Raw genomic sequence first — 24,437 nt, 5'->3', positions numbered from 1 at the left:
AGATTATGAAACGTTTATTATTGATCCTGGTGGGAGGTATTTTATTGAGTAGCTGTTCTGATGACAGTGAGATGGATGACGGGAGATGGAAAGCATCTGCACTTCGAGTACCGCTCGAGGTATCTTCGGCAGTCATTAAGCAGGAGGTGGTTACACGTTTAGCTCCCGATCCGGTAGCTCTGACGAAGGGGGCCATAGGGATTTTTCTGTCGGGCACAGAACCTGAAAGCGGATATAAAGTTATTGACAACCGTAAATACGTTTACAGCGAAGGTCATTGGGGACCTCCGACGGCTAATGATACAATTTATTTAGTGGGTAACGATGCTGATGTCTGCGCTTACTACCCTTATAAAGATTCGTATGCGGATAAGACGGTCATTCCATTACAATCACAGGATTATGTGGATACTGAAGATATCTATTATGCATTGAATACAATGATAAATGGTTTTACTCCTGCGATTACTTTTGATATGGTGCATGCTTATTCTTTGGTGGAGCTAAAGATCAGTCGTGAGAACTACTTCATGCCTTGTGAAATTAGTAAAATAACCTTGATGAATTCTGCTTTAATAAAAAAAGGCACTATTAACATTGCTGTTGACGGAAGCATACAGGCTTCGGAAACAGGGAATTATGATTTGACAACAGTAACTGCGGCTTCACCTTATACATTGGCTGTTGGCGGATCTTATGTACGCCGTGTATTGATGATTCCGGTTCCGCTTAAAATTGAGCGGACAGATGCGGAAGGAGGACAATTCGGGCTGTCTGTCAGCCTTGTGGTAGATGGACAACAGATGCTCGTGGAGATCCCGTATTCCGAACTTGGAGAGTTCAGGCAGGGAGAGAAGTATGTTATCGGATTAAAGATCAAAGGAACAGAAATCGTGCCTACCGTCAAAGCATTGGAATGGGAAGATGATAAGGTCAATGGCGGGGATAAATATCCTGTTGAATAAAATCATATTTAAAACTGAGCTACTATGAAAGGAGTACTATACATAAGTTTTTTAGTTTGCATGTTACTGGGGTGCAGCGATGGTGATAGCTTACCGGATTGGAAAAAAGACAAAACAGCCCGTACTGAGTTGGAGATTGCGTCTGCTTCCATTGTGGAAGGCAATCTACAGACCCGTGCCGATGCAGCTTTTACGCCCGGAAGTTCCATTGCTTTGTTTTGTCATGGGCAGGCTGCCGAAACGAGTTATACGCCTGTGAATAACAGAAAATATACGCTAAATGCCGGTGAGAGTCAATGGACAGCCGAGTCGGAGGCGAGTACCATTTATTTAGGTAGCGAGAAGGCGGATGTGTGCGGGTATTATCCCTATACGGAAGAAACAGTGGATAAGCTTTATAAGGACCGTACTAAAATTCCTATGGAGACACAAAACTATGACGTTTTAAAAGAACTGTATTATGTGACTAACCAGGTAGTTGATGCTAAGGAATATTTTGTAAATATGCGTTTTAAGCATGCTTATTCACGTTTAGTATTGAATATAGGGGTCGAAGATGCTTATCCGGCTACATGTAGTATTAATTCGGTGGCTTTGGCAAACGACTCATTGTTTCGAAAAGCGGTGATAGATATTACGAGTGGTACTGTTGGCATCCATCCGGATGATACGGAGAAACAATTCAGGGGTGGATATAACATTACAAAAGACCTTCCTTATGTTTTAGACAGTCCTACTAAAAAATACCAGGCTGATCTGCTTATGATTCCTACAAAATTATTGCCTGACCCTTTTGAACCGACTAAAGGGCTTAGCATTATAGTGAATGTAAGCGGATTTCCGGCAACGGTGATCATTCCGATAGACGATCTCTCTGATTTCGAGAGTGGTAAAAAATACGTTGTCTCTTTGAAATTGAGAGGGATTGCAATTAAATCGGTGACCGTAACCACTACTGACTGGGATGAGAAAATACTGAATGAAGGTATAGATTACGAACCGCTTCCCCGACCTTAATGATTATACAAAAATGAACAGCATGATTATGAAACTCAATATGAATATAAATACTTCTGTGGCTGCCATATATGCAATGATGTTATTATTGGTTGCCTGTTCGCAGGAAAGAACTTTATTTCCGACAGAAAAAACGGACAGTGTGCCTTTAAGCGTATTCACTTCGTTCAAGGCGGATGTGACTACAAGAGCTACCGCTCAACCCTTGCCTGAAGGGAGCAGTATCGGAGTTTTTTTGATAGCGGATGCTAACTATGTTATCCCTCAGAGTAATGTGAAATACACTTATCAGCCTGATGACGAATGGACGTCAGAGACCCCTGTTTGGGTGGGCGGGGCAAGAGCCGGTCTGTGTGCTTATTATCCATATGGTAGAGTTACTTTTTCCGCAGTTACACAGACCACATTAAAAAACCAAGCTTACACGGAGGATGCGGATTGGTGGTATGCCAAAGACAATGCGGCTGTCACAGTCAATAATCTGTCACCACAGATAGAATTTTTATTAGAGAAACCTTATTCTCAGCTCTCTTTGGAGATGATTCGTAACGGAAGGTATCCGTTGCAGTGTAAAATAACCAATGTACGTATAGAATTGGATAACGGAGACCCGATGGTTGACACCGGGACGTTCGATATAAAAGACGGGAGCCTGCAAAACACAACGGATGTTACTTCTTATTCATATCCAACCTCCGGACCTATGCATGACACGGGATTGGGGGTAGGAGAAGCGGCGAGAGATACCACTTGTAACTATCTGTTTGTTCCGCAGGTTCTTGCGTCCGGGTTGAAACTGACTTTGACCATCGATGAACGTGAGTTCAGTGTGATTGTGCCACAGGCGGATCTTGCCGAACTGGTAGCAGGAAAGCGCCACGTAGTCCGGTTGGATATCAGAGGGGGAATACCGATTAATATAGTGGAGGTTACCACGAAAGAGTGGCAATCAACAGAATTTGACGGTGGTGATGCCACTACTATTAAAGATACAACAGAGATCATTATTGATGGTGGTAAAGTGGGAACAGAAGATTGGGCGTCGGATCCTACAGAAAATGGATCAGGAGCACTGTAATTTAATATTAAACGTATGAAGACAAACCTATTATTTTTTATTTGCATCCTATTTGCATTAGTCTCTTGTGAACAAGAAGACAAGGTGTCCGGAGAGAAGGCACTGGCTGTAGTGTCCGCTTCTTCTGACGATAGGCCCTCAACACGCGGAATTATAAACGATGATACATACGCTTTAGGGGTTTTTCGGACCAATGCCGGTACTTATACGCCTTTATTCAATGTGAAGCATATTTATTCAGGAGGAGGAGAGTGGGGATCTGATGATGTAATCAAGGTAGATTATCGGAATGCTTCTTTTTTTGCCTATTATCCTTATCATACAGCGACCGGAAATTATGCCGGACTGGCAGATGGCACTACCTTGACCCTGCAAGCACAGTTGTTCAATGCTGGAGAGGACATTTGCTATGGAGCAGGTGGAGCCTTGGGTGAAGGTCCGGTTAGTGTATACAATCCGTTTGTTGAGTTTCTGAATATGAAACACGCGTATACCCGGTTGAGGTTGACACTGACCCGCGGGGAAAAATTTGATAAGACTAAGAAATGTAATATACAGAATATTACTTTCAAATCGAATAATGCCAATTTTTACCTGACACGTAGCCTCGATATTACCTCAACTGCCGGAGCTACCGGAGGAAGCGCTGTGACTACCGGGTATGTTCATAATCCTAACGTTAATATTGCCGCCGGTAAAAGCGTGACATACGAGTATATGTTTCCTCCGCAACCACTTGCCGGTAGTAAATTGACTATTCTTGTCACTGTCGACGGGGTGACTCGGAGTTGTGACATTTCAACATTAGGCAGTTCTTTGGATTCGGGGAAATATTATGGAGTATCGCTGACATTTACGGATGTGGGAATCATCCTGTCATCGGCGGCTGTTACTGTCAATGATTTTGGCGGACAAGGAAATAGTCAGGTAGATACGGATTTATAACATAAACGGAGAATAAAGATGATACAACTGAAAGATAAACTAAAAGTAAATGGCGGAATGAGACGGTACATGGAAATGGTTTGTTTGAGCCTGTCGTTTTCTCTTTTCGTAATGAGTTGCAGTCAGGAAAGCGATACGTTTTATCCATCGATTCCGGATGAAGAACAGCCCGCTGTGGATGAAAGCCGGATGGTTCCGATACAATTGAGTGTGGACGGGGTTGATCAATTTTACGGAGGGGCAGTGACGCGTTCTGGAGAAACTGTTGCTCGTTTAGTGCAGCCTTTGGATTCTACTTATGATACCGGATATGATGTGGAGACAACAGTGGAGTCGGTTCCATTGGAGAATAGTGTGTCGACCCGTGCCAACTTGGGTAATGTACAGTTTCGTGTAGTGGCTTACAGAACAAATGCTTCGTCTGCCGCTAATTATGCGGGGACAGCTGTTTACAAGACAAATGGTTCGGGAGTCGCGGCTATTGTAGCCAAGACAGCTACTCCTGTCAATAGTGCCGGACAATGGATATTGGGGCCGGGCACATATACTTTTGTGTGCTATTCTTATGGAGTGAATAGTACACCGGCAATGCTGTCCGGTAATTGGTCCGCAACCGTTTCGCACAATCAGGATTTTATGCTTTGCCGGAAAGAAGGAGTTGTAGTAGCTCCCGATGATAGGGGAGAGTTTACATTGGGAGGAATCAGCTTTACACGTCAGTGCGCTCTACTCCAACTGGCTGTCACGGCCAATGATTTTTCTAATAATACGGTTCAACAATGTGCAGCCACTGTATCCAACTTGAATAGCAATAACATAACCTGGAATGCCGGTCAGGCAGCCCTTTCAACAGGCGGCACAGGAGGAACTGTAAACTTTTCCTGGAGCAGCTTGAATGCGGCTACGGTTCATAGTAATGTATATAAGGTGCTCCCTCAGAGCAGCCGTACGTTAACCATTAAGTTCACGACTTTGAGAATTGGCAATATACAATACAACAACCGAGTGACGGTTAATGTCACCGGACGTCAATTTGTGGCAGGAGGTAATTATAAGATAACTGTTAAGATAACCGGAAACGGTATTACTGTGGGAGGAGCTACGTGGGCGAAAGGGAACGTTTACAGGAGTGGGAGTAATTTTTATTTAGAGTCTTCACAAAGTGGTTATCACAGTGGTACAGAAGGTGGATCTTTTTTCGGCTGGAATACGCTCTCTTCCAGTAATAATACGTATGGAGGAAGCTCTTTTTCTTCCAATAATGATCCTTGCTATCAGGTTCTTCCCCAAGGAACATGGTGTACTCCGACTGCCAACCAGTTACAGAATCTGGGAAATAGTGGCTATAGGTCTGGAAGTATGAATGGTAAGAGCGGAGGATTTTTTGGCGGTGATAAAGTTTTTCTGCCTGCAATGGGAAACAGAGGTAAAAATAATGTAAACTATTGGCCTACAACGGGGTATTACAGAAGCAGTACGGGCGCCAGTAATAAGCGTTGCTATTATCTGGAGTTTAATCAGAGTTATGCTGTTAAAAATAACTATTATTGGTATTGGGATGCATTCCCGATAAGATGCGTCAAAAGATGAAAATTCTGAAAATGGTGAAGTGTAATGTCGTAAAAAATGAATAATGAATAATTTAAATGATCTGATCAGGATTTGGTGTCTGCTACTGGTTTTGGTCGCCTGCAGCCAGGATGACAATATGGATGGTATACCCGATGATGCCACCGTACCTTGCACTGTCAATAGCGTGAGTGTAATCGAACCGCATAAGGTCAATACTCGTGCCGCACTTAATGACGGAGAATCCATCGGGGTCTTTTTGACTGACGATGTGTTGAAGAATGCAGGTAACAGCCGGAAATATTCGGACAGGAATAATTGTAAATATACCAAGCTATCAGGAACGTGGACTCCGATTGACGATGAAAACACAGTATCACTGGCTGAAGGTGTATATGCAAACCTTTGGGCAATCTATCCTTATCATGCCGATAAGGAAAACGGATTGGATTATACGGATCGGACGGCCATTCCTCTAAAGTCAAAACTGTATTCGGCTGAGAAAGATTTGTGTTATGGGCCGGGAACCGGGGCAACCGATGAGACCAGTTTTACTCAGCCTGCAAAAAGTAAAACTCCTGTAGATATTTCTTTTTTAAATATGGAGCATGCTTATAGCTGGGTCGTTTTTCAGGTCAACAGACATAAGTATACCAAAGATGCTAAGCTGTCAAAAATAAAGGTATCCAATGTGTTGACATACACTACTCTGGATATTACAAACGGAACTTATGCCGCCTCTGAAGCCACTCCGGAGCCGGGAATCGCAGAGAAAGTGGACGAAACGATTCCGGAACAGGAAAGTGATTATGTAGAGGTGGGCTTCCTTATCGCGCCTTGCACATTAGGATCGATCGGAACCATTCTGGGAGTAGCTGACTGTGGCATGAAAGTAGACCTTACAGTAGATGGTGATGTATATACATTGGGGATTCCGCTTACTAAATTGTCTCAATTGGAAGCCGGGAAAAAATATTTGATTGAGATTACCGTACAGGGGGCGCATGGAATCGTCATTGGGGCGAATGGAGTTTCTACTGTTGACTGGCCTACGCCCCAAGAGGCTTCGGGAGACTTGATAGGTGAGGCTACTATACATACAAATTCTGTTTTAAACTGTTTTTGGTCATGAAAATTAATAATATGTTTTTTATTGCCATGTGCGGATTGTTTATATCATGCGGGGCAGAGATTACAACGGATACTTCATCCGAAGTATTATCCGACAGGCAGATTCCTATAGGAATATCGACTGTTGCTGTTCCTGAATACGGTGCGGAGACTACGCGTGGGCTGATTGCTAACGCCACTTATCGATTGGGACTGTTTCGTACCGGTGACAAAGGTTACCCTCCTCAGTATGATGCGCCTTATACGTATACAGCAACCGGATGGACGGCTTCTACAGAAGTGAAGGTGGATCATCGCGGGGTGAGTTTGTATGCTTATTATCCTTATCAATCCGTTTCCTTTGTAGATAATACGACAACAGCCGTCCTGAATGCGCAACTTTACAGTGCGGACAAAGATATGTGTTATGGGAAGGGGCTACCTGTGGGGAGTGCAAGCCTGATTAATAATGATGCTCCGGAAGTGGACTTTACAGCTATGAAACACGCTTATGCCCGGCTCAAACTGACATTGCTGCGCGGAACGAATTATGATAAGAGTAAGGCATGTAATATCAAAAATATTACTTTGAAATCTAATAATACAAGTTTTTATCTGCAACGTCATTTGAATATCGCTACGGTAGCCGGCGCAACCGAAGGAACTGCCGTCGCAACAGGCTATGTTTATAATCCAAATGTGGATATAGCGATCGGGGGGCAATTGAGCTATGACTTCCTGCTGCCTCCACAGCCACTTGCCGGCAATACATTAACAGTTCTTGTGACGGTGGACGGTGAAGTGCGTTTTTTGAATATTACGGGATTCGGCAGTTCGTTGGATGCCGGATCATACTACAATGTATCTCTGACGATTACAGATATACAGATGGTACCTACGAATGCTTTGACAGTGAATGATTACGGGACTCAAGGGAATACTAATTTTGATTATAAATATGAGATGCATAATTGACAGGACGCAAACGGGAATACTTAGAAGTATGATTCGCCTAATGGCTCGTTCATGTTCTTTGTTCTTGATTTTGCTTGCAGTGACAGGATGTGACAGGGAGGAAGATGAAAGATTTCCTTCGGGACATCATGATCCGATAGAGGGAGATGGGGAGATGGTATCTATCAACGTAAAAGTAGATGGGGTAGATGAGTTTTTAGGTGGTGCGGTTACCCGTTCCGGAGAGATTTTGACAAAGATAGTGCAGCCTTTGGACAGTACTTATGATTCGGGCTATGATGTAGAAACGACAATTGAATCTTTACTTCCCGTTAATCCGGTGCAGACGCGTAGCAATATGGCCAATATGCAGTTTCGGGTTGTAGCCTATAAAAACAATTCCATAACGGCTGCTAATTATGCGGGTACAGCGGTTTATAGTACCAATGCTTCCGGCATTGCCTCGATTGTAGCGAATACAGCCACTCCCGCAGGTGTTTCCGGACAGTGGGTGTTAAGGCCCGGGACGTATGCATTTGTCTTCTATTCATACGGAACCAATACAGCTCCGGCCGCTTTGTCCGGTAATTGGTCGACAACAGTGACGCATAACCAGGATTTCATGTTGTGTCAGAAGACCGGGGTAAATGTTACGGCCAATGCAAGCGGGCAATGCCTGTTGAGCGGCATTAGTTTTTCAAGGCAGTGTGCCCAACTTCAGTTGTGTGTAGTGGCTAAAGAGTTTAATAATAATACGGTTCAGCAGTGTGCGGCAACTATCTCGGGACTTAGCAACAGCCCTGTGACCTGGAATGCGAGCCAGACAACTCTTCCTGTAACAGGGACAAGCGGGACGTTGAACGTGGCATGGACCAATCCGAATGCTACCACAGTGAATAGTAATGTGTATAAGATACTCCCTCAAAGTAACCGTACACTTACAATTAAGTTTACTACTTTAAAAATCGGTAATGGACAAATGAATAACGCCATTACGGTTAGTGCTACAAACCGTTTATTCAGTGCAGCCGGTAATTATAAGATAACGGTTAGCATTGTGCCAAATTATATATCAGTGAGGAGCTATAAATGGGCAAGGGGAAATCTTTATAAAAGCGGATCTAATTTTTACTTTGAGGCTTCTCAGACAAATTATCATGGTGGTGCGACAGAAGGAGGATTCATCGGATGGAATACTCTTGATATTGGTGTAGCTAAATATAATAGTGGAAATTACTCTACAGCCAATGATCCCTGTTACCAAGTAGTCCCTCCCGGTACTTGGGAAACACCTTCTGATGAACAATTACAAGATCTGATTAATGCGGGAGTCACCTATAGCAGTTCTCCTAAAGGTTTCTGGTTTGGAGGGAACAATGGTGTATTCTTGCTTGCTCTGGGAAGCCGAAATCAGTCATCTACTACAATAAACAACCCTATATCAGCAAGCGATTCTTGGGCATTTTATTGGTCCCGGATCCCTTCAGGAGCAACAGCTAAAGGGCTTAATGCCTCTCAAGGCTCGAATAGTGCCTTTATAAACACAAGCTGGGCGCGGGCTGATGGCAGAACGATAAGATGTGTTAAACGATAAATTGTATGTCCAATGAAACAGGTATTAGAATGTTGTTTGCTTTCATTAAGTCTATTCCTCTTTTTCTCCTGCGGGAAGGAGGAAGAAGGATCTATCCCAACCGATAGACAAGTGCCTATCGGGGTTACAGAAGCTTCTTTAAGTACGAGAGTGTCCACGCGTGGAGTCATCAATACTGCTGCTTATAAATTAGGTCTTTTCCGTACGAATGCTAACGGATATCCACCTCAGTATGATGCTCCCTATACTTATAGCGCAGCCGGTTGGACCGCATTCACAGAAATACTGGTGGATCACCGTTCGGTGGGTCTATACGCATATTACCCTTACCAGTCTGTATCATTTGTCGATAACACGACGACTGCGACGTTAGTTGCTCAAATTTATGATGTAGCTAAAGATGTGTGTTACGGTACCGCTGCGGCTACAGATGGATCGCCGAAGATAAATAATGATCATAAAGCAGTGCAATTTCTTAATATGAAACATGCGTATGCCCGGTTGAAACTTACATTTGTCCGAGGGACGAATGTGATGTCAGGCCGTAAATGTAAAATTGAAAACATAGTGTTGAAGAATAATTCAACCAATTTTTATCTTCAGCGGCAAGTCGATATAACTACCGGCACGATTACTGGAGGGACCCCTGCGGCGGGGGGATATGTATACAATCCGAATGTAGAAATTCCATCCGGGAACCGGGTTTATGAATATTTACTTCCTCCGCAACCTTTGACCGATAGTAAATTGACCATTTCGGTAACGGTAGATGGTGAAGTCCGTACGGTCACGGTTACTGCGTTTGGCGGTGCATTGAATGCAGGAGGATACTATCATGTTACATTGACAATCAATGATGTGCAGATTGTTCCGAATGCGAATGTAATCGACAATGGGTATACGACGGATGATACTACCATTCAGAATAACACTCCAAGTGTGGTTTAAAATGACTGATAATAAGTGATGGGAGAGGCTCGGTAAATGTGAGCGGACTATCCACACCTTTTAATAAATTGATTTTAAATAGATAAGATGAAAAGAGAACTGAGCATAGTCTTGTGTCTGCTGCTGCTTCCGGGAATGACAGGAGTGAAGGCCAGTGCCGACTCACCGGAGAAAAAAACGGCGTCGGCAATGAACAATAAACAAAACGTACGACAGAAAATAACCCCGGTGGGTACTCGAAAGTCTACTTCGGTACGCCCCTTGTCCGTATGCGAGGTGAAAGTTAACTTACCTACGGACAGCATGTTGCTCTCGTGGGTAGACTTTTTGTCACCTTCGGTTACGGAGGCACCGAAGGTTGAGGAAGTACGGCAGACAGTGCGTGGCAGCATCGTGTTGGATTACAGTCGCGGGCAGAAGACGAAATATGATGAGCGTAATTTTGTAGAAGCTGTTTACAAACTTTTGGCTGTGACACGTCCGCTTAAAGAAACACCGGGTGTGAGTCTGGAAGGTATTCGTTTGACAGGTTATACGGCTCCGGACGGTGACTATCGGGCAAACGAACGTCTGGGCTTACAACGCGCACTGGCATTGAAAGATTATATTCGGCGGGAGAAAAGCTTCGGTACAGTACCTTTTGAGGTGAACTGGATAGCGGAGGATTGGAAAGGACTGACCGATCTGATAGTTGGGTCGGAGATGGCATTCAAAGAGTCTGTACTCGACATTATCCGTACAGTGGATGTGGTGGACGGGCGAGAACGAATGCTGATGGATTTGGCGGGTGGGACTGCCTATCACTATTTGTCGTCAGCTTTTTTCGGGAGGTTACGTCGCATAGAGTACGAGGTAACCTACGTGGACGGAAGCTTGGCGGCACAGCCATCGATAAGCATGACAGAAGGGGTGTCGGTTGTTACTTCGGGCAAACCGGAAGCATTCTCGGTGGCGGACTTCTGCCGCTTGGCAGAAGCACATGCCGTAGGTTCGGCTGAATTCAATGACTTGATGGACTTGGCGGGACGTCTTTATCCGGACAGTCCGGTGGCGTGCATCAACGCTGCCGGAGTAGCCTTGTTGCGTCGCGATACGGAGCGTGCCCGGAGATATCTGCAACGCTTTGCCACCCTGCCTGAAGCCGGGTGTAACATGGGTATTCTCTGTCTGCTTGAAGGTGACCGGGGAAAGGCGGAAGTTTACCTGAGCCTGGCACAGGCAGGAGGAAGCGTGCCGGCAGGGAGGGCACTGCGCTTCGTGCAAAGTAAGTAAAGGCTCACCACAGAATACGCAGATTCACACGGAGTCGTTTTTTCTCTCCGTGTGGTTGCATTTAGTAAAGTATGAATAAAGAATCTGTGAAAATCTGTGTAATCTGTGGTGAAAAGAAAAATGGAAAACACAAACTGACGAAAGTTATGGATATAGCGGAAATAGCAACAATGGCATTTATCGCTTCGGGGATGACATACAACGCCGTGAAGTATTGGCGGGTAAACCGAAAGGTGCACATTGCCCGTGAGTGGCCGGTGAGTCTGATTCTGAAACGTATGGATTATTTGTCGGAAGAGTGCCGGAGAGCGGTCTTGTTGGTCTTTGACCGACGAGGATATCTGGTGCGCAAGTACCCTGAGGCGGATGTGCTGAAACGGAAAAAGAAATGGCGGCTGCGTTGCACTGTACAGGAGGGGATGTTGAACTTCTGTGTGCTATTCACCCCCCATGCGCTTTGCCTGAGCGGGATACATCATCGTGATGATGTGGATCGCCTGTTTGCCGGTCATGCCGGCATCTGTATTGCCGAAACTGGATTACAGGAGATTGTTCATGGCGCGTCGTTGGAGTTGATAGCTGCCGGTACGGAAACAGACGAGGAAAATGAGAAGACCGATTCTGCCACATTGGATGCATTGCTTCCGGGAGAATTGGTTACGGACGCAATGGCAAAGGATCTTCCGGTAGAGTTGAAGGGGTGTAGCGAACAATGGTATACGGGAAGCGTGCATTATGCGAAAGGTGAACCGGATAACTGGCTTGCCGTGCGCCGTGAGGGGGACCGGCTGTTGATGCAGTTTCGTACCAACTTTTCTGCCGTGGAACGGGAGGCAACCATTGAGATAGGGAATGGCGAGGGAGTACACTTGCTTAAGGTGCGTCAGCAGGTGATGGGTATTCATCCCACGTTGACGGTCAGTCGTCGGCTCTATGTCAGTGCCGGGCGGAAGAACGAGGCGGTGACGCTAACCGTTATCCCTGACAATGAACAGGCATGTTGGTGCGTGAAGAGTGCTAACGCTAACGACGGTGGATGTTGGTATTCGGTCTATCCGCCTGTGGGCCTGCAACAGAAAGGGAGTCAGAACTTGAAAGTACATCTTGAAGCGAAACCAGCCAATGTGCGCTCGCGCTCGCTGGCTCTGACGTTGGAGACGGGTACATATCCTTTCAGCCAGACGACAGATCTGTTATTGATGCAGGGTGTCTGCTTTGATTATTATATAGAGTATCCGCCGGAAGATCCTTGTGCACGACATAGCGGGGTGATAGAGATGCCACCGGGTTACAGGGAGGAGGTGAGGACATACAGTGTGTGTGTGGACAGTAACCAGTCGTGGCGTATCGTGAGCGATGAGGCGGCGGCCTGGGTGGAGGTGAGCGAACCTGAACTGTTGCAGGGACATTATGACGGACGGTTCACGGTGAAGGTACATTCTAATGCAGGATACCGGGTACGTGGTGGATTTCCGGCAGCGCGTCACACGGTGCTCTCGTTGGTGAATGATACGGGCGTGGTACGCGATATCCTTATTTATCAAGGTGGATACGTACGTATCCGGGGTAAATATTGGCTGGACCGTAATCTGGCGGCAGGCGGGAAATTAGCACAGGTAGCCATCCCGTTGGGGTTGGAAGTGGGTACCACACTTAATCAGGGTACGTATTTTCAGTTTGGCTGTCCTACTGATCGATGGGAGGAGAATTTTACGCCCTGTCGCGGCAGTTGGTACGATGGCACGGCAGAGAGTCCTGCACGGATTAATGAGTTGGACCCTTCACCGGAGGGGTGGAGGCTACCATCGCGTATTGAAATGGAGGCATTGATGAACAGTCCCGCTGCTCCGATGGAGCTTCAACGGGAGGAGGACCGGACGAATATCTGCCTTCTGAGTGACGACGGAGTACCAGTATACCTGCCGCTGTGCGGACACCGGAGCCATATCAACGGCTGCCGGATTGTGGTTCCGCACGGTCATCGTTACTGGACGGGGAGTAGTCAAAGTCCGGTATATGGCTATTCGCTTTGCGTAGAACCCAGTCGACAGATGTATTTGATGCACGATATGAAGAAATATGGGTTTCCGGTAAGAAGCGTGATGAATGATGAACTATAAACGATTAACCAGGAAGGGTATGATAGAAATAAGGAAGATTGAAGAGGTACGGAGAGGTGTGGATATTCCGGAGATTACGGGTATTTATGATCCGCTGAGCGGAAAGAAAGACGGGACGATCACACCAATGGCACCGTTGGTGGTTTGGGGACGTAATTTGAGACATTATGCGCTGGAGGATTTTAAATTGTGTCTGGTGGCACAGAGGAAACCGGTGGAGGTAATCGAGATCAAACTTGTGTATACATATTCGGATAAGAAGGTGATTGCGGCTATTCCGGAACTCAAACCGGGAGAATATCGTCCTGCGGTACGATTGAAGGATGATGAAGGAAAGGTGTATGTGTTGCCTGCGGTGTGGGTGGTGAGGGGAAGATGGAGAAGATGAGGGACAATAAACGGATTTACCACGATAGATATATAGTAACACAAAGTTTCTTAATATATGGAATTAAGTACTATATGTCTTTGTGAGACTCTGTGGCGAAATAATAAGCATGAACAAAATGAATATAAAGAAGAAGTTGGTGGCATTTGTATCGACGGTAGTGTTGATGGCCCTGGTGGTGGTTTGTCTGGGTCTGCTGCTGGTAAAAGTTTGTTCGGGGACGGATGAATGGAAAGAGGTAAGAATAGAACCGGTGGTTGGATCTGCGGCGAAAGATTCAGTACATGTAGTGCATTACACACGGCCGGAGATACCACAGGTGATGACTGAGCCGGCGGATCGGGCGGCATATTACGTGAAACATTATTGGGATGACTACTTGGTGGATGATACGGCGTGGGTGAACGGCATGGATACGGAGCAACTGTATGCCGACTTCATCGACGCGCTGAAGTATGCCGAGCCGGAGGCAAATTTGAAGGCGTTGTATACCATGATGGTGAGGATGGAGGCAGACAGTACGGCGTACAAGCGTTTCTGCCTGCTGGGTGAGAAGTATCTTTACGAACCGAACTCGCCGATGCGCAACGAGGATTATTACATCGCTGTGTTGGAACAAATGGTGGCATCCGGGCGGCTCACGGAGTGGGAGAAGATACGCCCCGCGGATCGCTTGAAACAGGCGCGCAAGAACCGGCCGGGGATGAAGGCAGCAGATTTTGCGTACGTCACCCCGAAGGGTGAGAGCGGGCGGATGAGCGGATTGAAGGCAGAGTATACGTTGCTGTTTTTCTATGATCCGGACTGCTCAAACTGCCGGAAATTTGAGAAGGTATTTGAGGAGATGCCCGCTTTTGTAGAGATGGTGGAACAAGGGACGCTGCGCGTGCTGGCTGTCTATCCGGATGAGAACGAAGAAGAATGGCTGGTGAAGTCGGCACACATGCCGCGGGGATGGATTGTAGGCTGGAATAAGGCGGGGGATATCCGCAGCCGGCAGCTGTATGACATTCATGCCACGCCGAGCCTCTATTTGCTGGACCGCCGGAAGCGGGTGATCCTGAAGGACGCATCGATGGACCAGTTAATCGGTTATATGGCGACACGGGACGCAAAGAAGAAATAAAGACATTGAAGATCTGTCTGACCCCGGTTACCTCTTTCTATAAGAGCATGTACAACAGTGGTTGTCGTTTATTCTTGTTAGGGGCTAATTGAAGGAGGTACCGGGGTTTTATTCACCTCTGCGGTGAAATTTTTGTTTGAAGCCATTATTCGACATTCATCGTCAACTGTATCCGTTTCCGTTCGAAGTCAATGCTCAGTACTTTCACCGTGACGTGCTGATGGATGGAGACCACTTCGGTGGGATCGGTGATGAATCGGTTGGCAAGTTGGGAGAGATGGACAAGTCCGTTTTCCTTGATGCCTATGTCCACGAAAGCACCGAAATTGGTGATATTGCTGACGATACCGGGAAGCACCATGCCTTCGCGGAGGTCATTGATGGTGCGAACGTTCCGGTCGAATTCAAAAACCTGTATCGTGTCGCGCGGGTCACGTCCCGGTTTATCAAGCTCTTGGAGAATATCTTTCAGAGTGGGGAGCCCTACAGTGGGGGTGATATACTTTTCTACTTCGATACGATTGCGCAGGGCTTTGTCGGCAATTAATTGGGGTACGGTACACGAAAGATCCTTCGCCATTTGATTGACGATGCCATAACTCTCGGGGTGTACGGCGGTGTTGTCCAGTGGGTTCTCACCTTCGGCGATGCGAAGGAACCCTGCGCACTGTTCAAAAGCTTTGGCTCCCATGCGGGGCACTTTCATCAACTCTTTGCGAGAAGAGAAGGCGCCGTTGGCGGCACGGTAGGAGACGATGTTCTGTGCCAGTTGCGGACCCAGCCCGGAGATGTAGGTGAGCAGATGACTACTGGCAGTATTGAGGTTGACGCCTACCTGGTTGACACAGTTCTCAACCGTCTGGTCGAGCGATTTCTTCAGCTTCGTCTGGTCTACATCATGTTGGTACTGACCTACACCAATGGATTTGGGGTCGATTTTTACCAGTTCCGCCAACGGGTCCATCAGGCGGCGGGCAATGGATACGGCGCCGCGGACGGTGACATCATAATCGGGGAACTCGTCGCGGGCTATCTTGGAAGCGGAGTAGATGGAAGCACCCTGCTCACTGACGACAAATACCTGTACGGGACGGTCGAACTGCTGGTGGGTGACAAAGGTTTCTGTCTCGCGGCTGGCAGTCCCATTGCCGATGGCGATAGCTTCTATCTTGTAGGCTTCTATCATTTTCCGGAGTTTGGATGCGGCTTCGGCTTTTTTGTCTACCGGGGGATGCGGGTAGATATTTTCGTTGTGTACCAGATTACCTTGCGCGTCGAGACAGACTACCTTGCAGCCGGTACGGAATCCGGGGTCGATGCCCATGACACGTTTTTGCCCCAGAGGCGGAGCAAGGAGCAGTTGGCGCAGGTTTTCGGCGAAAACACGGATGGCTTCATCGTCGGCTCTCTCTTTACTGAGGGCGGCAAACTCAGTTTCAATGGAAGGCTTCAGCAGGCGGCGGTAGGCATCCTGCACGGCTTCGGATACATGGCGTCCGCATTCGTTGGTGCTGCGTACGAACTGGCGATAGAGTCGTTCGAGGCATTCATTGTCGTCAGGGGTGATACTGACCTTCAGCAAACCTTCGGCCTCGGCACGGCGGATGGCGAGCAGGCGGTGTGAAGTGCAGCGTTTCAGGGGAGAAGAGAAGTCGAAATAGTCGCGGTATTTGGCAGCTTCTTCATCTTTTCCTTTTACTACTTTGGCAGTGATAACAGCTTGACGGGCAAAGAGGTTACGCACGGCATTGCGGGCACGTTCGTCTTCGCTGACTTGCTCGGCAATGATGTCCCGGGCGCCTTTCAGGGCATCATCGGCATCTTTGACATCGCCTTTCACGAAGGCGGAAACCCGGGCGTTGAGGTTGTTCTCCCGCTGCATCATTATCAATAGGGCGAGGGGCTCGAGCCCTTTCTGACGGGCGGCTTCCGCACGGGTCTTGCGTTTAGGCTTGTAGGGCAGGTAGATATCTTCAAGGGCAGTGGCATCCCAGGTCGCATCGATGCGTTGCTGCAATTCGGGTGTCAGTTTGCCCTGTTCACTGATGGTGCCGAAAATGGTCTCTTTACGCTTGGCGAGGTCGGAGAGTTTATCGTACTGCGTTTTGATAGCTTCTATCTGCACTTCGTCCAGGCCGCCCGTGATTTCTTTACGATAGCGGCTGATGAAAGGGATAGTGGCTCCCTCGGCCAATAGCCTGAGGGTATTGCTGATTTGCTTTTCCGGCAGGTTGAGCGCTGCCGAAATCATTTTGTGAAAGATTTCCATAAACTATTTTTAGGACATTGAGCGACAAATGTACGCAATAATCTACTATAACCATCAACTTTTAGTATCTTTGCGGGCATAAAAAACGGATACACACACTCTAAAACAGATGAATATGCCGGTGTCGCTTAAATATATTCTTTTTTTGCTTCTGGTAGTTATGGGTTTCTGCCGTCCCCTGACGGGATATGCCGCTACCGGAGAGAAACCTATCCTTATGATCTGTTCGTATAATCCGGGAGCGTATCCTACTTCAGCCAATGTTTCCGATTTTATGGATGAATATGAGAGATTAGGAGGCAAACGGGGAGTGGTCATTGAAAATATGAACTGTAAGAGCTTCTCTGATTTTCCTCGCTGGAAAGGGGTGATGAGAGACATTTTAGATAAATACCGGGGGAATCAGGAGCCGGCGTTGATTATTCTGTTCGGACAGGAGGCATGGGCCTCTTATTTGTCACTGAACGATTCAGTGACAGGGGAAGTGCCCGTGTTGTGCGCACTGACCAGCCGGAATGTGGTACTACTTCCGGATGATGAAAAAGATTTGGTACACTGGATGCCGGAATCATCCGATTTTTATGAAGATAATCTGAAACGGCAGGTACGTGGCGGATTTATGTACGAATATGACATTGCATCGGACATCCGCATGATCCGGGCTATCTATCCGGATACAAAGAATATCGCTTTTATATCGGACAATACTTATGGGGGTGTCACTTTGCAGGCGCATGTGCGGAGGGAGATGAAACAGTTTCCTGAACTGAACCTGATTCTGCTGGACGGGCGCGAACACACCATTTATACCATTGTGGACGAACTTCGGAAACTGCCGAAACATACGGCTGTACTAATAGGCACGTGGAGGGTGGACAAGAACGAAGGCTATTTTATGAGGAATGCCACGTATTCGATGATGGAAGCGATTCCGGACATACCGACATTTACAGCTACTTCCATCGGACTGGGTTATTGGGCTGTCGGAGGGGTAGTGCCTGCTTTCCGGACATTTGGTAAAGAGCTGGCGGCGGAAACAGCCCGGTTGTTGGAAAATCCCGGAGATACGACACTACGGGTGGAAGTGGTAGGCACGGAAGCACTACTGGATAGTAAAAAAGTGAAGGAACAGAAGATAAACGTGGCTGCATTGCCTATGGCGGTAAAGCTGGTAAACGAATCACCTTCTTTCTATCGGCAATACCGGTATCAGATCTGGGGTGGAGTAGGCGTTCTGTGTGTCCTGGTTATGGGACTGCTGATTTCTATCTATTTCTATCTGCGGACGAAACGGCTGAAGGATGATTTGGAACGTTCGCAGGCGGATTTGTATGAAGCGAAAGACCGGGCGGAAGAATCGAATCGGTTGAAAAGTGCTTTCCTTGCTAATATGAGCCATGAGATACGGACACCATTGAACGCGATCGTGGGCTTTTCGGACGTGTTGGCTTCGGGTGGAAGCTCGGACGAGGATCAGCGGAATTATTTCAGAATTATCCAGTCGAACTCCGATTTGTTGTTACGGCTGATTAATGATATACTCGATCTTTCGAGGTTGGAGGCAGATAAAGTGACGCTGACTCCGGAGGACTGTGACGTGGTTCAGCTATGCAGGCAGGCGTTGTCGTCGGTAGAGATGTCGCGCCGGGAATCGGGTAACCGGTTTGTTTTTGAAACCAAGATCGACTCTTTTGTTTTACAGGTAGATGTTCAGCGTTTGCAGCAGGTGCTTATCAATTTGCTGACGAATGCGGCGAAGTTTACCAAAAACGGTACAATCACATTGCAGTTTGAAGTAGACAGGGAGAAGAAGCGGGTATTGTTTGCTGTGGCGGATACGGGCTGCGGCATTCCGAAAGAGAAACAGAAGCAGGTGTTCGAACGGTTTGAGAAGCTGAACGAATATGCTCAGGGGACCGGATTAGGACTTTCGATCTGTAAGCTGACAGTGGATAAATGGGGTGGCAGTATCTGGATTGATCCTGACTATGAAAGAGGGGCGAGGTTTGTTGTTTCGCATCCGTTATAAGAAAAAGAGACTATCACGGGGTCACACAGAGTTTATTCTCTATTTAAATCCTTTCAGTGAGACTCTGTGGTGAATCAAATTTAAACCATTATTATGATGAAAAGATTGATTTGTATTTGTGCTTTCTTGCTTTGTCTGGTGTGTGTATTGCCGGCACAAGAGAGAGAGGTGAAACTGAAGATTGTGCAGACAAGCGATGTGCATGGTAATTACTTTCCTTATAATTTTATCACTCAGAAGGAGTGGGGCGGAAGCCTTGCACGCGTGTATGCGTTGGTGCAAAAGAATCGGGAAGTTTATAAAGAGAACCTTATTTTGCTGGATAACGGAGATATTCTGCAAGGACAGCCTTCGGCTTACTACTATAATTATATAGATACAGTAGCACCACATGTGTGTGCCGAAATGATGAACTTTATGGGATACGATGCCGGAAACATGGGAAATCATGATGTAGAAACGGGTCGCCCTGTATTCGATCGTTGGATCGGTGAGTGTAAATTTCCGGTGCTGGGGGCTAATATTATCGAAACGGCTACGGGCAAGACCCATCTTCCTCCCTATCAAGTGTTGGAACGTGACGGGGTGAAGATTGTGGTACTGGGCATGATTACACCGGCTATTCCTGCCTGGTTGTCGGAGAATCTGTGGCAGGGGCTACGGTTTGACGATATGGAGGAGACAGCACGGAAGTGGATGAAAGTGATCCGTGAGAAAGAAAAACCGGATTTGGTGATCGGGCTGTTTCATGCAGGTCAGGATGCTTTTGTCATGTCGGGTAAGTATAACGAGAATGCATCGTTGAATGTGGCGAAGAATGTGCCGGGATTCGATATGGTACTGATGGGGCATGACCATGCCAAGGAGTGCAAAAAGATAGTGAACGTTGCGGGTGACTCCGTGCTGGTGATTGATCCGGCAAGTAACGGGATTGTAGTGTCGGACATTGATGTGACACTGAAACTGAAAGATGGCAGAGTGGTGAGCAAACAAATAGACGGGGTATTGACGGATACAAAAGAATATGGTGTAAGTGAAGCCTTTATGAGACATTTCGCAGTGCAATATGGTGCGGTAGAGAAGTTTGTTTCGAAGAAAATCGGTGTGTTTACGGAAGATCTGTCTACTCGTCCGGCCTATTTCGGCTCGTCGGCGTTTATCGATTTTATCCATTCGCTGCAACTCGACATTTCGGGGGCAGACATTTCGTTTGCCGCTCCGCTATCGTTTGATGCTGAGATAAAGAAAGGAGATATCCGCGTGAGCGATATGTTCAACCTGTATAAATATGAAAATATGCTTTATGTAATGAAGCTATCGGGAAAAGAGATTAAAGATTTTCTGGAGGAATCCTATTATATGTGGACGAATCAGATGAAGTCGCCGGAAGATCATTTGCTGTGGTTGAAGGAGAAACGTACGGCGGGTGCCGAAGACCGGGCCTCGTTCCAGAATTTCAGCTTTAACTTCGATTCGGCTGCCGGAATCATTTATACAGTGGATGTGACTAAACCGAAAGGAGAGAAAGTGACCATCGTCAGCATGGCAGACGGTGCTCCGTTCCGAATGGATCATATATATAAGGTAGCACTGAACTCTTACCGTGGCAACGGCGGTGGAGAACTACTGACAAAGGGATCGGGAATTCCACAAGAAAAGCTGAAAGAGCGTATCATATTCTCAACGGATAAAGATCTCCGTTTTTATCTGATGCAGTATATCGAAAAGAAAGGCACACTGAATCCCCGTGCGCTGAACCAGTGGAAATTTATTCCCGAAGAGTGGGTGAAGCCCGCTGCAGAGAGGGATTATGAATATCTGTTTGGAACTAAATAATAGAATATGGCTGAAGAACTTACATTTATATCGGGCAGCAAAGAGGAACAATATCTCTCTTTGTTGCCTCAGGTAAAGGCTCTGATAGAGGGGGAAGAGGACCTGGTTGCCAATTTGGCTAATGTAGCTGCTGTCTTGAAGGAAGCTTTCGATTTTTTCTGGGTAGGTTTTTATTTGGTGAAGCAGGACCGGCTGGTACTGGGACCGTTTCAGGGACCGGTGGCCTGTACGCGCATTCGAAAAGGTAAAGGAGTTTGCGGCACGGCCTGGGAGGAAGCTAAAACCCAGTTGGTTCCGGATGTGGAAGCTTTCCCGGGACATATTGCTTGCAGCTCGCTTTCCAGATCGGAAATTGTGGTTCCACTGATAAAGGAAGGTAGGGTATGGGGAGTGTTGGACATAGACAGTGATCTCCTGAATTTCTTTGATGAAACCGACCGGAAATATCTGGAAGAAATGTGTAGATACTTATGAAAATAATAACTATCTTTGCCGACTTAAAAATAAGAGTGCAATAGGTGGGATACATCAAAAGAGTTCTATTATCGTTTCTGTTGTTGACGCTGTTCGTGACGTACCAGGTGAGCATTACGATGTTTACCCATGTGCATTACGTAAACGGTGTAATGATTGCGCACTCTCACCCCTATAAAGGTACTCACTCACATTCTACATCTAATATTGTTGTTATTGCCCATTTTGCTACATTCCATTCGCTGGAAGCCCATGTGCAATATGATTTTACACCCGAACGGCCGGTGCTGTTTACGGTAGAGATACCTGAGAGTATACCGGTGACAACAGAAACACATTTACGGGTAATTTCTTTGCGTGCCCCTCCGGCCGAACAGGCTTAAACTAAATTTAGGGGAGAGCCCCTTTCCGTTTCTTTTACTCTTTTATATATCATAGCTAATAACAAACAATGAAAAATTATATAGTTATGCTTGTGCTTGCGTGTGTAAGCATGAGTTTGTATGCAGTCAATCCGATTAAAGAAGGTAATATGATTGCCGGACACGTTATTGTGAAAGGCACTGAAGAAAGCATTCCGTTCGCAACGGTAATGATATTGGGGACCAACCGTGGTGCGGTATCCAATGAAGAAGGGCAGTTTGAATTTCGTAAGTTGGCTGCCGGGAAATATACACTCCGTGTACAGGTAATGGGGTATAAAACACAGGAAAAAACAATCACGGTCAGTGCAGAGGCCACATCGGTGGTTCATTTCCAGATGGAAGAAGAAAGTTTTATGACAGATGAAGTGGTTGTCTCGGCCAACCGGAATGAGGTGAGCCGGAAGGCGGCGCCGGTGGTGGTGAACGTGATGAGCGCCAAGCTTTTTGAAACGGTGAATTCTACCGACCTGGCGAAGTCGCTTAATTTTCAATCAGGGCTGCGGGTAGAGAACAATTGTCAGAACTGCGGTTTTCCGCAAGTACGTATCAATGGATTGGAAGGTCCTTACTCGCAAATTCTGATTAATAGCCGTCCTATCATCAGCGCATTGTCGGGAGTGTATGGGCTGGAACAGATTCCGGTAAATATGATCGAACGTGTGGAAGTGGTGCGCGGAGGTGGATCGGCTCTGTTTGGGGCCAATGCTGTGGGAGGTACAATCAATATTATTACAAAAGATCCGATAAACAATTCTTTTCAGGTGGCAAGCACGATGTCTAATATGAATGGTAAGTCGTGGGAGCAATATATGGGAGGAAACGTTTCTCTGGTTGCGAAAGATAATTCGTACGGTATCGCTTTGTATGAGACATACCGAAATCGTAATCCTTATGATGCGGACGGGGATGGTTTTTCGGAACTGGGCAAATTGAATATGAATACTTTCGGGATGCGTGCATACTATCGTCCCAACTATTTCAGCCGCATCAATGTGGAGTATCACACAACAAATGAATTTCGCCGGGGTGGCAATAAATTCAATTTACAACCTCACGAATCGGATATTACCGAACAAACAAAACATATTATCAATAGCGGAGGATTAAGTTATGACCGTTATTGGGGAGAGAAGCATAAGATGTCTGTATATGGATCTATCCAGCATACGGATCGCAACAGCTATTACGGTGCTCAACAGGATATGAATGCGTATGGTAAAACAAACGATCTGACTTGGGTAGTGGGAGGTATGTATGTGGGAAATATGGACCGTTGTCTTTTTGCCCCTGCTACATTTACAGGTGGTGTAGAGTATCAGAATAACTCTCTGCACGATGTGATGACCGGGTATCACCGTGACATGCAGCAGGATGTCCGTATTGCCGGAGGATTTGTACAGAACGAATGGCGCTTGAACCGCTGGACCATGCTCGTGGGAGCACGTCTGGACAAGCATAACCTGATCGATCATCCGATCTTTAGCCCGCGTGTGAATTTTCTATATAAGCCGAGCGATAATTTGCAGGCACGTCTGACATACTCTACCGGCTTCCGGGCCCCGCAGGCTTACGATGAAGACCTGCATGTGACAGCTGTGGGAGGTGAAGGGGTGCAGATCCGACTGGCTGAGGGGTTACGTGAAGAACGTTCCAACAGCTTTAGTGGTTCGGTGGATTGGTCGTTCCCAATGGGACACTGGCAGTCTAATATTCTTCTGGAAGGTTTTTATACTGATCTGCATCATGTATTTGTGCTCGAGGATATCGGTCTGGACGAGAATGGAGATAAGATAAAGGAGCGCCGGAATGGTAGCGGGGCGAAAGTATATGGTGTCAATCTGGATGCGAAGGTAGCTCACGGGCGTGAGGCACAGTTGCAATTGGGATTTACAGTGCAACGCAGCAGATACAACCGGGCAGAGATATGGACCAGTGAAGGGGAAGAGGAACAGACAACGAAACGGATGCCTCGTACACCGGATTATTACGGTTATTTCACTTTCACGTCGGCACCGTTGAAGAGCTTTGACTTTTCACTTTCCGGTACTTATACCGGTAAGATGATTGTGCCGCATATGGCGGGATACATCGAGAAGTCGCGTATGGAGCACACCCCGCAGTTTGTGGACCTTAATCTGAAACTGAACTATACTTTTGTGCTGAAAGATCATATCAAGATGCAGGTGAACGGTGGAATACAAAATATATTCAATAGTTTCCAAAAGGACTTGGATAAAGGAGAGTTCCGGGATGCAGGTTACTTTTATGGACCGACTCAGCCACGGACTTATTTTGTGGGAATAAAGATAATGAATTAA

19 protein-coding genes are annotated in these 24,437 nt (G+C 46.6%); 18 read left to right on the top strand and 1 reads right to left on the bottom strand.

Annotated features, from left to right (window positions below; all coding sequences use genetic code 11):
• Window positions 1-5 precede the first annotated feature (5 nt).
• The 13 genes from QK890_RS03945 to QK890_RS03885 all read left to right on the top strand — a co-directional run bounded on the left by QK890_RS03945 (window position 6) and on the right by QK890_RS03885 (window position 15,086).
• Window positions 6-965, top strand: coding sequence for a fimbrillin family protein (locus QK890_RS03945; protein WP_234191072.1), 960 nt, complete (start codon window positions 6-8; stop codon window positions 963-965).
• 24 nt (window positions 966-989) lie between these two features.
• A complete protein-coding gene (locus QK890_RS03940; protein WP_223129504.1) occupies window positions 990-1,982 on the top strand; it encodes a fimbrillin family protein in 993 nt (330 codons plus the stop codon).
• A gap of 22 nt (window positions 1,983-2,004) precedes the next feature.
• Complete coding sequence (locus QK890_RS03935) at window positions 2,005-3,060, top strand: fimbrillin family protein (protein WP_223129503.1); 1,056 nt, start codon at window positions 2,005-2,007, stop codon at window positions 3,058-3,060.
• Between the two features lie 15 nt (window positions 3,061-3,075).
• Window positions 3,076-4,005, top strand: coding sequence for a fimbrillin family protein (locus QK890_RS03930; protein WP_367627199.1), 930 nt, complete (start codon window positions 3,076-3,078; stop codon window positions 4,003-4,005).
• 18 nt (window positions 4,006-4,023) lie between these two features.
• A complete protein-coding gene (locus tag QK890_RS03925; protein WP_367627198.1) occupies window positions 4,024-5,595 on the top strand; it encodes a hypothetical protein in 1,572 nt (523 codons plus the stop codon).
• A gap of 43 nt (window positions 5,596-5,638) precedes the next feature.
• Window positions 5,639-6,706, top strand: coding sequence for a fimbrillin family protein (locus QK890_RS03920; RefSeq protein ID WP_223129500.1), 1,068 nt, complete (start codon window positions 5,639-5,641; stop codon window positions 6,704-6,706).
• Window positions 6,703-7,659 carry a fimbrillin family protein gene (locus QK890_RS03915; RefSeq protein WP_032543979.1) on the top strand — a complete coding sequence of 319 codons (957 nt, stop codon included), beginning with the start codon at window positions 6,703-6,705 and terminating at the stop codon, window positions 7,657-7,659. The genes QK890_RS03920 and QK890_RS03915 overlap by 4 nt, the downstream gene beginning before the upstream one ends.
• A gap of 40 nt (window positions 7,660-7,699) precedes the next feature.
• Window positions 7,700-9,232, top strand: a complete 1,533-nt coding sequence (locus tag QK890_RS03910; protein WP_182423880.1) for a hypothetical protein — start codon at window positions 7,700-7,702, stop codon at window positions 9,230-9,232.
• Between the two features lie 12 nt (window positions 9,233-9,244).
• A complete protein-coding gene (locus tag QK890_RS03905; protein ID WP_223129499.1) occupies window positions 9,245-10,180 on the top strand; it encodes a fimbrillin family protein in 936 nt (311 codons plus the stop codon).
• An 87-nt stretch (window positions 10,181-10,267) separates the two neighbouring features.
• Complete coding sequence (locus tag QK890_RS03900) at window positions 10,268-11,452, top strand: hypothetical protein (RefSeq protein ID WP_220575857.1); 1,185 nt, start codon at window positions 10,268-10,270, stop codon at window positions 11,450-11,452.
• A gap of 146 nt (window positions 11,453-11,598) precedes the next feature.
• Complete coding sequence (locus tag QK890_RS03895; protein WP_032544024.1) at window positions 11,599-13,572, top strand: BACON domain-containing protein; 1,974 nt, start codon at window positions 11,599-11,601, stop codon at window positions 13,570-13,572.
• Window positions 13,573-13,591: 19 nt separating this feature from the next.
• A complete protein-coding gene (locus QK890_RS03890; RefSeq protein ID WP_005808921.1) occupies window positions 13,592-13,960 on the top strand; it encodes a hypothetical protein in 369 nt (122 codons plus the stop codon).
• A gap of 118 nt (window positions 13,961-14,078) precedes the next feature.
• Complete coding sequence (locus tag QK890_RS03885) at window positions 14,079-15,086, top strand: DUF5106 domain-containing protein (RefSeq protein ID WP_223129617.1); 1,008 nt, start codon at window positions 14,079-14,081, stop codon at window positions 15,084-15,086.
• A 145-nt stretch (window positions 15,087-15,231) separates the two neighbouring features.
• On the opposite strand, the gene QK890_RS03880 is transcribed toward QK890_RS03885, so the two are convergent.
• Window positions 15,232-17,355: a Tex family protein gene (locus QK890_RS03880; protein WP_220575855.1), complete on the bottom strand. Its 2,124-nt coding sequence runs from the start codon at window positions 17,353-17,355 to the stop codon at window positions 15,232-15,234.
• 115 nt (window positions 17,356-17,470) lie between these two features.
• Here QK890_RS03880 and QK890_RS03875 point away from each other — a divergent pair, with 115 nt between their 5' ends.
• The 5 genes from QK890_RS03875 (at window position 17,471) to QK890_RS03855 (ending at window position 24,437) form a co-directional block, all read left to right on the top strand.
• Window positions 17,471-19,384, top strand: a complete 1,914-nt coding sequence (locus QK890_RS03875; protein ID WP_367627263.1) for an ATP-binding protein — start codon at window positions 17,471-17,473, stop codon at window positions 19,382-19,384.
• Window positions 19,385-19,480: 96 nt separating this feature from the next.
• Window positions 19,481-21,220: a bifunctional UDP-sugar hydrolase/5'-nucleotidase gene (locus tag QK890_RS03870; RefSeq protein ID WP_005808913.1), complete on the top strand. Its 1,740-nt coding sequence runs from the start codon at window positions 19,481-19,483 to the stop codon at window positions 21,218-21,220.
• Window positions 21,221-21,226: 6 nt separating this feature from the next.
• A complete protein-coding gene (locus QK890_RS03865; RefSeq protein WP_005776577.1) occupies window positions 21,227-21,694 on the top strand; it encodes a GAF domain-containing protein in 468 nt (155 codons plus the stop codon).
• 44 nt (window positions 21,695-21,738) lie between these two features.
• Window positions 21,739-22,077 (top strand): hypothetical protein, encoded by a 339-nt coding sequence (locus QK890_RS03860; RefSeq protein WP_005776578.1) that lies wholly within the window; start codon window positions 21,739-21,741, stop codon window positions 22,075-22,077.
• 68 nt (window positions 22,078-22,145) lie between these two features.
• Window positions 22,146-24,437 (top strand): TonB-dependent receptor, encoded by a 2,292-nt coding sequence (locus QK890_RS03855; RefSeq protein WP_005776579.1) that lies wholly within the window; start codon window positions 22,146-22,148, stop codon window positions 24,435-24,437.

The sequence above is a fragment of the Bacteroides sp. NGMCC 1.200775 genome, assembly GCF_040798045.1.
GTDB classification, from domain to species: Bacteria; Bacteroidota; Bacteroidia; order Bacteroidales; family Bacteroidaceae; genus Bacteroides; species Bacteroides hominis.
This window is presented reverse-complemented; position numbering and strand designations above follow the sequence as displayed.

Excerpts from the sequence above, each read along its gene's own strand:
- QK890_RS03930 (WP_367627199.1), top strand. The coding sequence starts at position 3,076 with ATGAAGACAAACCTATTATTTTTTATTTGCATCCTATTTGCATTAGTC.
- QK890_RS03870 (WP_005808913.1), top strand. The coding sequence starts at position 19,481 with ATGAAAAGATTGATTTGTATTTGTGCTTTCTTGCTTTGTCTGGTGTGT.
- QK890_RS03935 (WP_223129503.1), top strand. The coding sequence starts at position 2,005 with ATGATTATGAAACTCAATATGAATATAAATACTTCTGTGGCTGCCATA.
- QK890_RS03880 (WP_220575855.1), bottom strand. The coding sequence starts at position 17,355 with ATGGAAATCTTTCACAAAATGATTTCGGCAGCGCTCAACCTGCCGGAA.
- QK890_RS03940 (WP_223129504.1), top strand. The coding sequence starts at position 990 with ATGAAAGGAGTACTATACATAAGTTTTTTAGTTTGCATGTTACTGGGG.
- QK890_RS03945 (WP_234191072.1), top strand. The coding sequence starts at position 6 with ATGAAACGTTTATTATTGATCCTGGTGGGAGGTATTTTATTGAGTAGC.
- QK890_RS03895 (WP_032544024.1), top strand. The coding sequence starts at position 11,599 with ATGGATATAGCGGAAATAGCAACAATGGCATTTATCGCTTCGGGGATG.
- QK890_RS03890 (WP_005808921.1), top strand. The coding sequence starts at position 13,592 with ATGATAGAAATAAGGAAGATTGAAGAGGTACGGAGAGGTGTGGATATT.
- QK890_RS03925 (WP_367627198.1), top strand. The coding sequence starts at position 4,024 with ATGATACAACTGAAAGATAAACTAAAAGTAAATGGCGGAATGAGACGG.
- QK890_RS03920 (WP_223129500.1), top strand. The coding sequence starts at position 5,639 with ATGAATAATTTAAATGATCTGATCAGGATTTGGTGTCTGCTACTGGTT.
- QK890_RS03865 (WP_005776577.1), top strand. The coding sequence starts at position 21,227 with ATGGCTGAAGAACTTACATTTATATCGGGCAGCAAAGAGGAACAATAT.
- QK890_RS03905 (WP_223129499.1), top strand. The coding sequence starts at position 9,245 with ATGAAACAGGTATTAGAATGTTGTTTGCTTTCATTAAGTCTATTCCTC.
- QK890_RS03855 (WP_005776579.1), top strand. The coding sequence starts at position 22,146 with ATGAAAAATTATATAGTTATGCTTGTGCTTGCGTGTGTAAGCATGAGT.
- QK890_RS03875 (WP_367627263.1), top strand. The coding sequence starts at position 17,471 with ATGCCGGTGTCGCTTAAATATATTCTTTTTTTGCTTCTGGTAGTTATG.
- QK890_RS03900 (WP_220575857.1), top strand. The coding sequence starts at position 10,268 with ATGAAAAGAGAACTGAGCATAGTCTTGTGTCTGCTGCTGCTTCCGGGA.
- QK890_RS03885 (WP_223129617.1), top strand. The coding sequence starts at position 14,079 with ATGAATATAAAGAAGAAGTTGGTGGCATTTGTATCGACGGTAGTGTTG.
- QK890_RS03915 (WP_032543979.1), top strand. The coding sequence starts at position 6,703 with ATGAAAATTAATAATATGTTTTTTATTGCCATGTGCGGATTGTTTATA.
- QK890_RS03910 (WP_182423880.1), top strand. The coding sequence starts at position 7,700 with ATGGCTCGTTCATGTTCTTTGTTCTTGATTTTGCTTGCAGTGACAGGA.